Annotated in this window: 13 protein-coding genes; 6 read left to right on the top strand and 7 right to left on the bottom strand. The window is 72.4% G+C overall.

The genetic code is table 11. From position 1 onward, the window contains the following. Window positions 1-180: 180 nt before the first annotated feature. The 4 genes from ACFV5N_RS02600 (at window position 181) to dxs (ending at window position 5,492) form a co-directional block, all read left to right on the top strand. Window positions 181-1,293, top strand: a complete 1,113-nt coding sequence (locus tag ACFV5N_RS02600; protein ID WP_385593027.1) for a sugar ABC transporter substrate-binding protein — start codon at window positions 181-183, stop codon at window positions 1,291-1,293. Between the two features lie 80 nt (window positions 1,294-1,373). Continuing rightward, window positions 1,374-2,180, top strand: coding sequence for an ATP-binding cassette domain-containing protein (locus ACFV5N_RS02595; RefSeq protein ID WP_385593025.1), 807 nt, complete (start codon window positions 1,374-1,376; stop codon window positions 2,178-2,180). Then, window positions 2,177-3,403, top strand: coding sequence for a sugar ABC transporter permease (locus ACFV5N_RS02590; RefSeq protein WP_385593022.1), 1,227 nt, complete (start codon window positions 2,177-2,179; stop codon window positions 3,401-3,403). The genes ACFV5N_RS02595 and ACFV5N_RS02590 overlap by 4 nt, the downstream gene beginning before the upstream one ends. 184 nt (window positions 3,404-3,587) lie before the next feature. After that, complete coding sequence (gene dxs, locus ACFV5N_RS02585; protein ID WP_385593020.1) at window positions 3,588-5,492, top strand: 1-deoxy-D-xylulose-5-phosphate synthase; 1,905 nt, start codon at window positions 3,588-3,590, stop codon at window positions 5,490-5,492. A gap of 91 nt (window positions 5,493-5,583) precedes the next feature. Here the strand turns inward: dxs and ACFV5N_RS02580 are convergent, their stop codons facing one another. From ACFV5N_RS02580 to ACFV5N_RS02550, 7 genes are all read right to left on the bottom strand, one after another. Then, on the bottom strand, window positions 5,584-5,994 hold the full coding sequence (locus ACFV5N_RS02580; protein ID WP_385593017.1) for a VOC family protein: 411 nt from the start codon (window positions 5,992-5,994) through the stop codon (window positions 5,584-5,586). A 201-nt stretch (window positions 5,995-6,195) separates the two neighbouring features. Further along, window positions 6,196-7,140: an LCP family protein gene (locus ACFV5N_RS02575; protein WP_385593014.1), complete on the bottom strand. Its 945-nt coding sequence runs from the start codon at window positions 7,138-7,140 to the stop codon at window positions 6,196-6,198. 107 nt (window positions 7,141-7,247) lie between these two features. Then, window positions 7,248-9,377 (bottom strand): 3-hydroxyacyl-CoA dehydrogenase NAD-binding domain-containing protein, encoded by a 2,130-nt coding sequence (locus ACFV5N_RS02570; protein ID WP_385593011.1) that lies wholly within the window; start codon window positions 9,375-9,377, stop codon window positions 7,248-7,250. Beyond that, window positions 9,374-10,591 (bottom strand): thiolase family protein, encoded by a 1,218-nt coding sequence (locus tag ACFV5N_RS02565; protein ID WP_385593008.1) that lies wholly within the window; start codon window positions 10,589-10,591, stop codon window positions 9,374-9,376. The genes ACFV5N_RS02570 and ACFV5N_RS02565 overlap by 4 nt, the downstream gene beginning before the upstream one ends. 160 nt (window positions 10,592-10,751) lie before the next feature. Continuing rightward, the gene (locus ACFV5N_RS02560) at window positions 10,752-12,011 is read right to left on the bottom strand and encodes an HRDC domain-containing protein (protein ID WP_385593005.1); all 1,260 of its coding nucleotides are present in this window, start codon (window positions 12,009-12,011) and stop codon (window positions 10,752-10,754) included. Window positions 12,012-12,146: 135 nt separating this feature from the next. Beyond that, window positions 12,147-12,812, bottom strand: a complete 666-nt coding sequence (locus ACFV5N_RS02555) for a response regulator transcription factor (protein ID WP_026047480.1) — start codon at window positions 12,810-12,812, stop codon at window positions 12,147-12,149. A gap of 189 nt (window positions 12,813-13,001) precedes the next feature. After that, window positions 13,002-13,592, bottom strand: a complete 591-nt coding sequence (locus ACFV5N_RS02550; protein WP_385593002.1) for a DUF3000 domain-containing protein — start codon at window positions 13,590-13,592, stop codon at window positions 13,002-13,004. A 162-nt stretch (window positions 13,593-13,754) separates the two neighbouring features. On the opposite strand from ACFV5N_RS02550, the gene hemE reads away from it, so the two are divergent. Next, window positions 13,755-14,813: a uroporphyrinogen decarboxylase gene (gene hemE / locus ACFV5N_RS02545; protein WP_385592999.1), complete on the top strand. Its 1,059-nt coding sequence runs from the start codon at window positions 13,755-13,757 to the stop codon at window positions 14,811-14,813. A 2-nt stretch (window positions 14,814-14,815) separates the two neighbouring features. Continuing rightward, window positions 14,816-14,916, top strand: a 101-nt coding sequence (locus ACFV5N_RS02540; protein WP_385593062.1) for an FAD-dependent oxidoreductase, incomplete at its 3' end; no start/stop codon positions are given.

The following is a 14,916-nucleotide window of genomic DNA, read 5'->3' as shown; positions in this document are numbered from 1 at the left end:
GGAATGCCCGAACGGGCAGGCTGCCTTCACCTCTTGAATCCGCACCCGGCGGCCGGACGGCGAATCCGTATCGTTTTGCGAGATGCCTGTTTTAAGTATTGACGGCAGCGAATTCGCGGAGTTATCTCTTGCGCCGACCCCGGCCGCACCGTGGCGGCTGGACAGGGAGGCGAGAACATCATGCGTATGCAGTTGCGCCCGATAGCCGTGGGCATCGTGTCCCTCGGTCTCGCGGCGGCCCTGACCGCCTGCGGCGAGGCAGGCGGCGGAGGCAACGGCGACGGGGACGGCAACGGCTCGGGCGAGGGCAAGGAGTCCGGCACCATCGGGCTGCTGCTGCCGGAGAACTCCACGACCCGCTACGAGTCCTTCGACCGTCCCTCCATCGAGGGCAAGATCGCGGAGCTGTGCTCGGACTGCAAGGTCCAGTACAACAACGCGAACGAGGACACGGCGCTCCAGAAGCAGCAGTTCGACGCAATGCTCACCCAGGGCGTCGACGTCATCATCCTGGACGCGGTGGACTCCGCCAGCACCTCCTCCTGGGTGGAGGAGGCCGCCGCCCAGGGCGTGCCGGTGGTGGCCTACGACCGGCTCGCCGAGGGCGATGTCGCCGCGTACGTGTCCTACGACAACACCGAGGTCGGCCGGCTCCAGGGCCGGGCCCTGCTGGAGGCGCTGGGGGACGACGCCGAGGGCGCCGGTGTGGTGATGATCAACGGTTCGCCCACCGACCCCAACGCCGCCATGTTCAAGGCGGGCGCCCACGAGGTCCTGGACGGCGTGGTGGACATCGTCTACGAGTCGGACGTGGACGGCTGGGACGCCGCCCTCGCCAACGAGGACGTCACCGGCGCCGTGGAGTCCCTCGGCGCCGACGCCATCGACGCGGTCTACTCCGCCAACGACGGCATGGCGGCCGGCATCATCACCGCCCTGCACGCCGCCAACCTGCACGAGGTGATCGTCGGCGGCCAGGACGCGGAACTCGCCGGTCTGCAGCGGATCGTCTCCGGGGAGCAGACCTTCACCATCTACAAGGCGCTGGTCCCGCAGGGCGAACTCACCGCCGAGATCGCGGTGCGGGTCCTGCGCGGCGAGGACTTCTCCGACCTCACCACCGGCACCGTCGACTCCCCGACCACCGAGGGCGTCCCCAGCGCGCTGCTGACCCCGGTCACCGTCACGGTCGACACCATCAACGACACGGTCATCGCGGACGAGTTCTACACCGCCGAGGCCATCTGCACCCGGGACTACGCGGACGCCTGCGCCGCCGCCGGCATCGGCTGACCGTCCCTCCCCCCACTTCGACCCGGGGCCGGGCCGCGGCAGCCGCGCCCGGCCCCACACCCAAGGAGAACAACCCCCCTATGACCGCCGCCCCCGTACTGGAGTTGCGCGGTGTCTCCAAGCGGTTCGGCGCCGTCCAGGCGCTCACCGACGTCGATCTGGAGATACGCCCCGGCGAGGTGACCGCCCTGGTGGGCGACAACGGTGCCGGAAAGTCCACCCTCGTCAAGACCATCGCCGGGGTCCACCCCATCGACTCCGGCGCCATCCACTTCCGCGGCGAGCCGGTGCGCATCGCGCGCCCGCACGACGCCCAGGAACTCGGCATCGCCACCGTCTACCAGGACCTCGCGCTGTGCGACAACCTGGACGTGGTCGCCAACCTCTTCCTCGGCCGCGAGATCCGCCGGCACACGATGCTCGACCACGTGACCATGGAGCAGCGCTCCCGCGAACTGCTGGACACGCTGTCCATCCGCATCCCCTCGGTCCGTATCCCGGTCGCCTCGCTCTCCGGCGGCCAGCGCCAGGTGGTGGCGATCGCCCGCGCGCTGGTCGGCGAGCCCGAGGTGGTCATCCTCGACGAGCCCACCGCGGCCCTCGGCGTCGAGCAGACCGCCCAGGTGCTCGACCTGGTGGAGCGGCTGCGCGAACGCGGCCTCGCCGTGATCCTCATCAGCCACAACATGGCCGACGTCCAGGCCGTCGCCGACCGGGTGGCGGTGCTGCGGCTCGGCCGCAACAACGGGGTCTTCCCGGTGGCCGGCACCTCGCACGAGACGATCATCGCCGCCATCACCGGCGCCGCGGACAACGCGGTCAGCCGCCGCCGCGACCGCATCTCCAAGCTCGGGGACCAGGAGCGGGAACAGGAGGATCCGTCATGACCCAGCCCGCCCCCGACCCCCGGCTGCTGGTCCGCGAACGCGGGCTGGCCGGGTACCTCACCGAGTTCCGCCGCCGGATCGCCGGCGGCGAACTCGGCTCGCTGCCCGTCGTCGTCGGCCTCATCATCATCGCCGTCGTGTTCGAGGCCCAGACGGGCACCTTCCTCACCCCCGGCAACCTGAGCAACATCTCCGTGTACATCGCGGGCCCCGGCATCATGGCCGTCGGCATCGTCCTGGTGCTGCTGCTGGGCGAGATCGACCTGTCGGTCGGCTCGGTGGCCGGCCTCTCCGCCGCCCTGTGGGCCGTGCTGTCCGTCAACCAGGGCTACAGCGATCTGCTCGCCATCGGCCTGGCGATCGTCGCGGGTGCCGCCGTCGGTCTCGTCCACGGCTTCTTCTTCGCCAAGATCGGCGTGCCCGCCTTCGTCGTCACCCTGGCCGGCTTCCTCGGCTGGAGCGGCCTGCAGATCTGGGTGATGGGCAACGAGGGCACCATCAACATCCCGCGCGACTCGCTGGTGCGCGACTTCACCACGTACTACTTCTCGGACATCGCCTTCGCCTACGGGCTCGCCGCGCTGATCACCGCTGGGTACGTCCTCGCCCTGCTGCGCACTGAACGCCGCCGCGAGCGCGCCGCCCTGACCACCCGCCCGGTCACCGAGATCGCGCTGCGCGGCGCGCTGGTGGCGCTGGCCGCCTTCACCGTCGCGTACACCCTCAACCAGCACCGCGGCCTGCCGCTGGCCCTGGTCATCTTCCTGGGCGTGCTGTTCGCCGGCCACTTCGTGCTGCGGCACACCCCCTACGGCCGGCAGATCTACGCGGTGGGCGGCAACGCCGAGGCGGCCCGCCGGGCCGGTATCAACGTCGCCCGGGTGCGGCTGACCGTCTTCGTCATCGCCAGCTCCCTGGCCGCTCTCGGCGGGCTGTTCTGGGCCGCGCAGGCGGGCGGTGCGTCCAAGAGCCTGGGCTCGGGCAACCTGCTGATGAACGTCATCGCCGCCGCCGTCATCGGCGGCACCAGCCTCTTCGGCGGACGCGGCTGGGTCTGGTCGGCGCTGCTGGGCACCCTGGTCATCCAGTCGATCACCACGGGGCTGAACCTGCTGGGCATGGCCGCGGAGATCCAGTACATGATCACCGGCGCGGTGCTGCTGCTCGCCGTCGTCCTGGATTCCGTGTCCCGGCGCACCCAGCGCACCGCGGGGCGCACCTGACGCCGTAAGGTGAGCGGATCATCACCGGGCTCCGCGCGATCGGTACGCCCCATGGCCGATCACGCCCGGGGCCCGGTGACGTATCTCGCATACTGAGACCTCTGCCGGTGGGCAGGGGGCCATAAACTGCTTGACGTACCGGCACCGGGCCGGACCGTCGAACGCTCGACAGCTAGGAGGAACGGTGGCGCTGCTGACCCGTCTGACGGGACCGCGCGATCTGGACGGGCTGACTCCCGAGCAGCTGGAGCAGCTGGCCCAGGAGATCCGCACCTTCCTCATCGAGTCCGTCGCCAGAACCGGTGGCCACCTCGGCCCCAACCTGGGCGTCGTCGAACTCTCGATCGCGCTGCACCGCGTCTTCGACTCCCCGGCCGACTCCATCCTGTGGGACACCGGGCACCAGTCCTACGTGCACAAACTGCTCACCGGCCGCCAGGACTTCTCCCGGCTGCGGGCCAAGGGCGGCCTGTCCGGCTACCCCTCGCGCGCCGAGTCGCCGCACGACATCATCGAGAACAGCCACGCCTCCACCGTGCTCGGCTGGGCGGACGGCCTGGCCAAGGCCAACCAGCTGCGCGGCCGTGACCAGCACGTGGTCGCCGTCACCGGCGACGGCGCGCTGACCGGCGGCATGGCCTGGGAGGCGCTGAACAACATCGCCGCCGCCAAGGACCGCCCGCTGGTCATCGTCGTCAACGACAACGAGCGCTCGTACTCCCCGACGATCGGCGGCCTCGCCAACCACCTCGCGACGCTGCGCACCACCGAGGGGTACGAGCGGTTCCTGGCCCGGGGCAAGGAGATGCTCAACCGCACCCCGGTGGTCGGCAAGCCGCTGTACGACACGCTGCACGGCGCCAAGAAGGGCCTGAAGGACGTCATCGCCCCGCAGGGCATGTTCGAGGACCTGGGGCTGAAGTACGTCGGCCCGATCGACGGCCACGACATCGGCGCGCTGGAGTCGGCCCTCAAGAGCGCCAAGCGGTTCGGCGGCCCGGTCATCGTGCACTGCATCACCGAGAAGGGCCGCGGCTACCAGCCGGCGCGCGACGACGAGGCCGACCAGTTCCACGCGGTGGGCGTCATCCACCCCGACACCGGGCTCCCGGTGGCGGCGCCCGGCGCCGACTGGACCTCCGTCTTCGGCGAGGAGATCGTCAAGCTGGGCCGCGAGCGCGAGGACATCGTGGCCATCACCGCCGCGATGCTCCGTCCGGTGGGGCTCCAGGCGTTCGCCGAGGAGTTCCCCGACCGGGTCTACGACGTCGGCATCGCCGAGCAGCACGGCGCGGTCTCCGCCGCCGGGCTGGCCACCGGCGGACTGCACCCGGTCTTCGCCGTGTACGCGACGTTCCTCAACCGGGCCTTCGACCAGCTGCTGATGGACGTGGCGCTGCACAAGTGCGGGGTCACCTTCGTCCTGGACCGGGCCGGGATCACCGGCTCGGACGGCGCGTCGCACAACGGCATGTGGGACATGTCGATCCTCCAGGTGGTGCCGGGGCTGCGGATCGCCGCGCCCCGGGACGCCGAGGAGGTGCGCCGCCAGCTGCGCGAGGCGGTGCAGGTGTCCGACGCGCCCACCGTGGTCCGGTACTCCAAGGGCTCGGTCGGCAAGAACGTTCCGGCGGTGGGCACCGTCGGCGGCATGGACGTGCTGCGGCACCCGGGCAGCGACCGTCCCGATGTGCTGCTGGTGTCGATCGGCGCGCTCGCGCCGGTCGCCCTGGAGACGGCCGCCCTGCTGGAGCGGCAGGGCATCACCTCCACCGTGGTGGACCCGCGCTGGGTCAAGCCGGTGGACGCCGCGCTGCCCGGCCTGGCCGCCGAGCACCGCGTGGTGGTCACCATCGAGGACAACAGCCGGGCGGCCGGCGTGGGGTCGTCGATCGCGCAGGCGCTGCGCGACGCGGACGTGGACATCCCGCTGCGCGACTTCGGCATCCCCGAGCGCTTCCTCGACCACGCCTCCCGTGCCGAGATCCTGGGCGAGATCGGGCTGACCGCGCCGGACATCGCCCGCCGCGTCACCGGCCTGGTGGCCCGGCTCGACGGGCGGCTGGACGCGGCCACCGCCGGGGCCTAGGACAGCCGCGGGAGGCTCGCGGTCGCCCCACGGACGTGGTCCGGTCCGTGGGGTGGTCACGGCGCGGGCCTCCCGCCCCCCGTGGCCGGCGTCAGTCGTTCGGAATCGCCGCCGGGTCCATCCAGAAGACCTCCCACAGGTTCCCGTCGGGGTCCTGGAAGGTCCGCCCGTGCATCGACTCGATCTCCGGGGACTGCTTGGACGGCTTCGCCCCGGCGGCCATGGCGCGGTCCGCCAGTTCGTCCACCGCCTCCCGGCTGTCCATCGAGATCGCGTTGATCACACCGGCGGTGCGGTCGGTGTCCGCGACCTCCTTGTCGGTGAACGTCCCGAAGAACGGCCGGGTCAGCAGCATCACGTAGATGCTGTCCTCGCGCAGCACCACACAGGAGGCGTTCTCGTCGGTGAACTGCTCGTTGATGGTGAAGCCCAGGCTGCGGTAGAACTCCTTGGCCCGGTCGAGATCGTGGACCGGGAGGTTGATGAAGATGCTGCTGGCCATGGCCGGTGCCTCCTTCAGGCGGGACGGGTGCCGCGGTGCGGCTCTCCGGAATCAGGACCAGGGCGCGGCCCGGAACTCATCGCCCGCGCGGGAAAAGATCCGGCGGCCCGCCCGGTCACCCTCCCGCACCGGCCGCGTCCCGGCCACCGCGGCGCCCGGCGCCGTCACCCGGATGCCACGCCATTGGGCGGCGCGCGGGGTTCATCCGGCCCCGGGCACCGGGCCCCCGGTGCGCAGCGCCTCCCACACCCGGTCCGCGGCGTCGCCGGGCGCGGGCAGGGTGACGGTGCGCAGCGCCGCGGTGTCCACGCCGCTCAGCCGCTGGGCGAAGTCCAGCAGATCGGTGAGTGAGCCCAGTTCGGAGTCGGTGGTCAGGGAGCGGGTGGCGGCGTCCGCCAGCCGGTAGAGCTTGGCCGGGCTGGAGAGCATGCCCTCGGAGTCGACCTCGGTGAGCAGTGCGAGGAGCATCCGTTCGCGCAGATCGGGCTCGCCCTCGGCCGGCTGGGCGGCGCGGGCGGCGGCCAGGGCCTCGGCGCCGCCGAGGGTGTGGGTGCCCGGCTCCAGGACGGTGGAGCCGTCCGGGCCGTGCACGGGTGCGTCGAGGGTGAGGGTCACTCCGCCGATCGCGTCGGCCAGCTGGGCGAAGCCGCCGAAATCGACCTCCAGGTAGTGGTCCATCCGGATGTCGGACATCTCCTCGACGCTGCTGACCACACAGCTGGGGCCGCCCTGCGGGTAGAGGTCGCCGAACGGCAGCGTGCCCGGCCCGGCGGAGCCGTCCGCCGCACCGTCCTCGGCCGCGTCCTCGTCGGCCGCGCAGGAGGGGCGCGGTACGGGGGTGTCCTGGGGGAGTCCGACGACGGTGACCGCCTCGCCGTTCTCCGGGAGGTGCACCACCATGGCGGACTGCTGGCCCGCCTCGGCGTCGGTGCTGAGCACCAGGATGTCCTGGGCGGGCTGCTCCGGGTCGGGCTCCGGGCGGTCCCGCTCGCCCAGCTCGGCGTTGATGTCGACACTGCGCAGATTGCCGTTGACGTGGCGGTAGAGCCACCAGCCGGTGCCCGCGGCGACCACCAGCAGCCCGGCCAGACTCCAGCCGAGGATGTGACGCATCCTGCGCGACAGACCGAACGTGAGGTATGGCATGTCAACCGATGATATGTCCGGCTCGTCGGATTGCCAGGCCCCACGCGCGAGGGCGCCCGGCGGTCTGCGACCGCCGGGCGCCCGGAAACCCGTACCCCTGGTCCCGGCTACGCGGGCACGGAGGCCACGCCCCGCTCCAGCAGCCGCCGGCCCAGCACCCGCTCGGACACCCCGGCCCGGTCCAGGTAGGGGGTGATGCCTCCCAGGTGGAACGGCCAACCCGCGCCCGTGATGAGACACAGGTCGATGTCCTGCGCCTCGGCCACCACGCCCTCCTCCAGCATGAGGCCGATCTCCTGGGCGATCGCGTCCAGGGCCCGGTCCCGCACCTGCTCGGCGGTCAGCGCACGGTCGCCCGTCTCGAAGAGCGCCAGCACCTCCGGGTCGAGCCGCCGGCTGCCCGAGTCGTGCAGGTAGAAGGTCTTCTTGCCGGCCTCCACCACCCGGGCGAGATTCGCCGACACCGTGAACCGGTCCGGGTAGGCCCGCTCCAGCGTGCCCGCCACATGGTGCGCCACGGCGGGACCCACCAGCTCCAGCAGCTCGATCGGCGACATCGGCAGCCCCAGCGGCGCCAGCGCCCGGTCGGCCACCTCCACCTCGGTGCCCTCGTCGATCGCCCGCAGCACCTCACCCATGAACCGGGTGAGAATGCGGTTCACCACGAACGCCGGCGCGTCCTTCACCAGCACCGAGGTCTTCTTCAGCTTCCGGCTCACCGCGAACGCCGTGGCCAGCGTGGCGTCGTCGGTGCGCTCCGCCCGCACGATCTCCAGCAGCGGCAGCACCGCCACCGGGTTGAAGAAGTGGAAACCCACCACCCGCTCGGGGTGCTCCAGCTTGGCGGCCATCTCGGTGACCGACAGCGAGGAGGTGTTGGTGGCCAGCACCGCGTGCGGCGGCACCACGGCCTCCAGCTCCGCGAAGATCTGCTGCTTGAGGCCCATCTCCTCGAAGACCGCCTCGATGACGAAGTCGGCGTCCGCGAAGGCGGTGGCCTTGTCCAGCGACCCGGTGACCGACGCCTTCAGCCGGTTCGCCCGGTCCTGCGTGAGGCGGCCCTTGAGCAGCAGCAGATCGATCTGCTCGTGCACCCAGCCGACACCCTTGTCCACCCGCTCCTGGTCGATGTCGGTGAGCACCACCGGCACCTCCAGACGGCGCGCGAACAGCAGCGCGAGCTGCGAGGCCATCAGCCCCGCGCCCACCACACCGACCTTGGTGACCGGCCGGGCCAGCGCCTTGTCCGGCGCGCCCACCGGGCGCTTGGCCCGGCCCTGCACCAGGTTGAAGGCGTAGATCCCGCTGCGCAGCTCATCCCCCTGGATGAGATCCGCCAGCGCCCGGTCCTCGGCGTCGAACCCGGCCGCCACATCGCCGTCGCGCACCTGCGCGATGATGTCCAGCGCCCGGTACGCGGCGGGCGCCGCCCCGTGCACCTTGGAGTCGGCCAGCTCCCGGCCCGCCGCCACCGCCTCGTCCCAGGCCGCGCCCCGGTCCGGCTCCGGACGGGCCACGGCCAGCTCGCCGCGCAGCACCGCCGAGGTCCACGCCAGGGACTGCTCCAGGAAGTCCGCCGCGTCGAACAGGGCGTCCGCGATGCCCAGCTCGTGCACCTGGGCGCCCTTGAGCTGCCGGTTCTGGTTGAGCGCGTTGCCGACGATCACCGAGACGGCGCGCTCCGCGCCGATCAGCTGCGGCAGCAGCGTGCAGCCGCCCCAGCCCGGGACCAGCCCGAGGAAGACCTCTGGCAGCGCGAAGCCCGCCACCGAACGGGAGACGGTGCGGTAGGTGCAGTGCAGCCCGATCTCGACACCGCCGCCGAGCGCCGCGCCGTTGTAGTACGCGAACGTCGGCACCGGGAGCGCGGACAGCCGCTTGAACACCTCGTGCCCGCCGCGGCCGATGGCCAGCGCCTCGTCGTGGGTGCGCAGCTCGCTGACCCCCTTGAGGTCGGCGCCGACCGCGAAGACGAACGGCTTGCCGGTGATCCCGACGCCCACGATCGAGCCGTCCCCGGCCTCCGCCTCGACCTGGTCGAGGGCCGCGTCGATGTTGGCCAGCGAGCGCGGCCCGAAGGTGGTCGGCTTCTTGTGGTCGAAGCCGTTGTCGAGCGTGATCAGCGCGAACCGGCCGCCCCCCTCCGGCAGATCCAGATGGCGCACCTGCGCCTGGGTGACCACTTCACCCGGAAACCGCTCGGCGGCGGTCCTCAGCAGCTCGGCCGTCGTGCTCACTTGCCCTCCCACAGCGGGTTCTCCCAGATCACGGTGCCGCCCATGCCCAGCCCGACGCACATGGTGGTCAGGCCGTAGCGGACCTGCGGCTGGTCCTCGAACTGCTGGGCCAGCTGGTTCATCAGCCGGACGCCGGAGGACGCCAGCGGATGGCCGTAGGCGATCGCCCCGCCGTACTGGTTGACGCGCGGGTCGTCGTCCGCGATCCCGAAGTGGTCGAGGAACGCGAGCACCTGGACCGCGAACGCCTCATTGATCTCGAAGAGACCGATGTCGCCGATTTGCAGACCGGCCTTGGCCAGCGCCTTCTCGGTGGCCGGGACCGGGCCGATGCCCATCACCTCGGGATCCACCCCGGCGAACGCGTACGACACCAGCCGCATCCGCACCGGCAGGTCCAGTTCCCGCGCGGTCTCCTCGTCCGCGAGCAGCGAGGCCGTCGCGCCGTCGTTCAGCCCGGCCGAGTTGCCGGCCGTCACCCGGCCGTGCGGGCGGAACGGCGTCTTCAGACCGGCGATGCCCTCCAGGGTGGTGCCCGGCCGCATCGGCTCGTCCTCGGTGGCCAGGCCCCAGCCCAGCTCACCGCCGGACTCCGGGTCGGTGCGGCGCACCGACACCGGCACCAGACCGGGCTGGATCTTGCCGTCCGCGTACGCCTTGGCCGCCTTCTCCTGGCTGCGCACCGCGTACTCGTCCGACCGGGCCCGGGTCAGCTGCGGGAAACGGTCGTGCAGATTCTCCGCCGTCATCCCCATGAACAGCGCCGACTCGTCGACAAGACGTTCGGAGACGAACCGCGGATTGGGGTCCACGGCCTCACCCATCGGGTGCCGGCCCATGTGCTCCACACCGCCGGCCACCGCGACATCGGCCGAACCGAACGCGATCGCCCCGGCCGCCGTGGTCACCGCCGTCATCGCGCCCGCGCACATGCGGTCGATCGAATAGCCGGGCACGGTCGAGGGCAGCCCGGCCAGGATCGCGGCGCTGCGGCCGAGCGTCAGACCCTGGTCACCGATCTGCGTGGTGGCGGCGATCGCCACCTCCTCCACCCGCTCCGGGGGCAGGTCCGGATTGCGCCGCAGCAGTTCCCTGATGCACTTGATCACCAGATCATCGGCGCGGGTCTCGTGGTAGATCCCTTTCGGGCCCGCCTTGCCGAACGGGGTGCGGACGCCGTCGACGAAGACGACATCCCTGACGGTACGGGGCACGTTGGCTCTCCTCCACGCGTGGGATCCCGGCCGGGGGCAGCCACCTCGGGGCTCGGCTTCGGCGCCCCGGCGGGAGTGTGCGGTCCACCCCCCATGCTACTCGCGGGTAACCGCCTGGCAAGGGCGATCCCGGCCCCAATACCCCGGGAGTTCCCGCCGATCAGGCGCCGGCGGCCAGCGCCTGGGTCAGCAGCGGCACCGTCTGCTCGATCTGCCACTCGCGCGCCCCCAGCGCCCGCAGCGACTCGGCCACCAGCTCCGGCTCGGGACGGGCCGGCGGCTCCCAGCACAGCCGGCGCACCGTGTCCGGCGTCAGCAGATTCTCCTGCGGCAGCCGCAGCTCCTCCGCGCGCGCCGTCACCGCCGCCCGCGCCGCCGCCAGCCGCGCCGCCGCCGCCGGATCCTTGTCCGCCCACGACCGGGGCGGCGGCGGCCCCGCCGCCGGCTGCCCCGGCTGCGGCAGCTGCGCCTCCGGCAGCCGCTTCGCCCGGTCGATCGCCGCCTGCCACTGCGCCAGCTGCCGGCGGCCCATCCGGTGCCCGAAACCGGGCAGCGCCGCCAGCGCCGCCACATCCGCCGGCACCGCCTGCGCCGCCGCCACGATCGCCGCGTCCGCCAGCACCTTCCCCGGCGACAGATCCCGTCGCTGCGCCACATGATCGCGGGTGGTCCACAGCTCCCGCACCACCGCCAGCTGCCGCCGTCTGCGCACCTTGTGCACCCCGGAGGTGCGGCGCCAGGGATCCTTGCGCGGCGGCGGCGGGGGAGCGGCCACGATCGCCGCGAACTCCTGGTGCGCCCACTCCAGCTTGCCCTGCTTGGTCAGCTCCTCCTCCAGGGCGTCCCGCAGATCGACCAGCAGCTCCACGTCCAGCGCCGCGTACCGCAGCCAGGGCTCGGGCAGCGGCCGGGTCGACCAGTCCACCGCCGAGTGCCCCTTCTCCAGGCTGTAGCCGAGCACGTTCTCGACCATCACCCCGAGCCCGACCCGGGCGAACCCGGCCAGCCGACCCGCGAGCTCCGTGTCGAACAGCCGCTCGGGCACCATCCCTATGTCGCGCAGACACGGCAGATCCTGCGTCGCGGCGTGCAGCACCCACTCGGTGCCCGACAGCACCGCACCCAGGCCGCTCAGATCGGGGCAGGCCACCGGATCGATGAGAACCGTGCCCGCGCCCTCGCGCCGCAACTGCACCAGATACGCCCGCTGCCCGTAGCGGTAACCGGACGCCCGCTCGGCGTCCACCGCGACCGGACCGCTGCCCGCCGCGAAGGCGTCCACCACCGAAGCCAGCCCCGCGTCGTCCGCCGTGACCTCGGGAACACCCTCCCGGGGGGCCAGCAGCGGAACGGCCGCCGGACCGGACGGCTCGGCGGTCGGTGGGGCGGCGTCATCGGCGGTTTGCTGAGCGTCGGTCACCTGTCAAGGGTAACGGGGTGCGTACGGTGCGCGGTGTCGGACCGTATCCGACCGCAAACGCCCCGCTGCCCGCCGGTGTCCCCGAGGACACCGCGGGCAGCGGGGCGAGTCGGTGGCGGCCGGGCCGCCGCACGCTCAGTGGATGATGCCGGTACGCAGCGCCACCGCCACCATCCCGGCCCGGTCACCGGTGCCGAGCTTGCGGGCGATGCGCGCCAGGTGGCTCTTGACGGTCAGCGCCGACAGGCCCATCGACACCCCGATGGCCTTGTTGGACTGGCCCTCGGCCACCAGCCGCAGCACCTCCACCTCGCGCCCGGACAGCTCCCGGTACCCGCCCTGGTGGGCCGGCGCCCCCGGCGGACGGCGGTGGTGGTGCATCCGGGCGGCGGCGCCGATCTGCGCCGCGCCGTGCCGGGCCGGCGGGCCCAGGTTGTTGCGGGTGCCGGTGACGACGTAGCCCTTCACGCCGCCCGCCAGGGCGTTGCGCACCGCGCCGATGTCGTCGGCGGCGGACAGGGCGAGCCCGTTGGGCCAGCCCGCCGCCCGGGTCTCCGACAGCAGGGTGAGCCCCGAACCGTCGGGAAGGTGGACATCGGCGACACAGATGTCGCGGGGGTTGGCCACCCGCGGGCGGGCCTCCGCGATGGACGACGCCTCGATCACGTCCCGCACCCCGAGCGCCCACAGATGGCGGGTCACGGTGGAGCGGACGCGCGGGTCGGCCACGACGACCATCGCGGTGGGCTTGTTGGGGCGGTAGGCCACCAGGCTTGTGGGGTGCTCGAGGAGAACTGACACCGGGCCTCCGGGCGGGGTGGGGACGGAGCCGACTTATCTGGTGAAGCCGGGGCGATCCGGATGGAAGGGTCATTGACTCCTTCGGCATGAACTCCTTGGGCCTTTAGAGAATGATCACGAACCGGTGATTCGTAGGTTTCTCCTTCGGTTCTCCTTGTCATACGGCCCGTTGTGCGCTTTCCTGCCCCCTCACACCGGACGCGGCCCGCGCCGCCGCGGGAACGCCGCCACCGTGCCGCCCTGGGTCTCCGGCGGCAGACCCGCGCACTGCGCCAGCAGCGCGCACCACGCCAGCAGATGACCCGCCGCCTCCTCGGCGTCGCCCGGCGTCCACGACGCCCGCAACTCCACCTCGCTGCGCGGCGGCCGGTCCCCCAGCCCGCCGAAGAAGTACGAACCCGCCCGGGTCACCGTGCCGCTCGGCTCCAGCCAGGTCACCCCCCGCCCCTCCAGCGCCTCCGTCAGCCACGACCAGGCCACCTCCGGCAGCAGCGGATCGGCGCCCAGCTCCGGATCCAGATCCGCGCGGGCCAGGGTCACCACCCGGAACTCCCCCCGCCAGCTCTCGTCCCCCTGCGGGGAGTGCAGCAGGACGAAGCGGCCGTCCGCCACCTCCGTACCGTCCACCGTGACCGCCGCCTCCAGGGCGTGCGCGTACGGGGCGAGCCGGCGCGGGGCCGGCATCGGTGCCAGCCGCACCTCCGGCCGCACCCGGGCGGAACCGAGCGCCGCCACCGCCCGCCGGAACGCGTAAGGAGCCTCAGCGCCGGGGCCGTTCATGTCTCCGGAGTCCTCCGTCGGCTCAATTCGTGGGGCTGCCATGGCCGGTAACCCTAGGTCCTCGCACCGCCGATCACCGCGAGGCCACGCCGCCCGCACCCCTGCCGCCAAGCACACCCCGGGGGTGCGGGTCAATCCGCGCGTCGTGCGAAACTTCCTACCGTGACTGACAGCAGCCTGCCGCAGGACCGAGCCCTGACCGAATCCCCGTTTCTGCGGGCCTGCCGCCGGGAGCCGGTGCCGCACACCCCCGTGTGGTTCATGCGCCAGGCCGGCCGCTCGCTGCCGGAGTACCGTGCGCTGCGGGCCGGTACCGCGATGCTCGATGCCTGCGCGCGGCCCGACATGGTCACCGAGATCACCCTCCAGCCGGTCCGCCGCCACCACGTCGACGCCGCCATCTACTTCAGCGACATCGTCGTGCCGCTCAAGGCCATCGGCGTCGACCTCGACATCAAGCCGGGCGTCGGCCCCGTCGTCGCCCACCCGATCCGCAGCCACGCCGACCTGGAGCAGCTGCGCCCGCTGGAGCCCGACGACGTCTCCTACGTCACCGAGGCCATCGGGATGATCACCGCCGAACTGGGCGCCACCCCGCTCATCGGCTTCGCCGGCGCGCCCTTCACCCTCGCCAGCTACCTCATCGAGGGCGGCCCGTCCCGCAACCACGAGCACACCAAGGCCATGATGTACGGCGAGCCGCAGCTGTTCCACGCGCTGCTGGAGCGGCTGTCCGGCATCACCACCGCCTTCCTCGACGTCCAGATCAGGGCCGGCGCCTCCGCCGTCCAGCTCTTCGACTCCTGGGTCGGCGCCCTCGCCCCCGCCGACTACCGGCGCTCCGTCCTGCCGCACTCGGCCAAGGTCTTCGAGGCCGTCGCCCACCACGGCGTGCCCCGCATCCACTTCGGCGTCGGCACCGGCGAACTGCTCGGCCTGCTGAGCGAGGCCGGCGCGGACGTGGTCGGCGCCGACTGGCGGGTCCCGCTGGACGAGGCCGCCCGCCGCATCGGCGGCGGCAAGACCGTCCAGGGCAACCTCGACCCCGCCGTCCTCTTCGCCCCGACCGCCGCCGTCGAGGAACAGGCCGCCAAGGTGCTGGACGCCGCCGCCGGGCTCCCCGGCCACATCTTCAACCTCGGCCACGGCGTCCTGCCCGACACCGACCCGGACGCCCTGACCCGGCTCACCGCGTTCGTGCACGAGCGGACCGCGCGCTGACCATGCAGGTGATCGTCATCGGCGGCGGCATCGCCGGACTGGCCGCCGCCCACCGGCTGGCCCTGTCCGGCGCCCGGGTCACCGTGGTGGAGGCCGGCGACCG

It is taken from the genome of Streptomyces sp. NPDC059853 (assembly GCF_042731495.1).
Classification (GTDB): Bacteria; Actinomycetota; Actinomycetes; order Streptomycetales; family Streptomycetaceae; genus Streptomyces.
The sequence above is the reverse complement of the archived record's forward strand: the minus strand, read 5'-3'. Positions and strand labels throughout refer to the sequence as shown.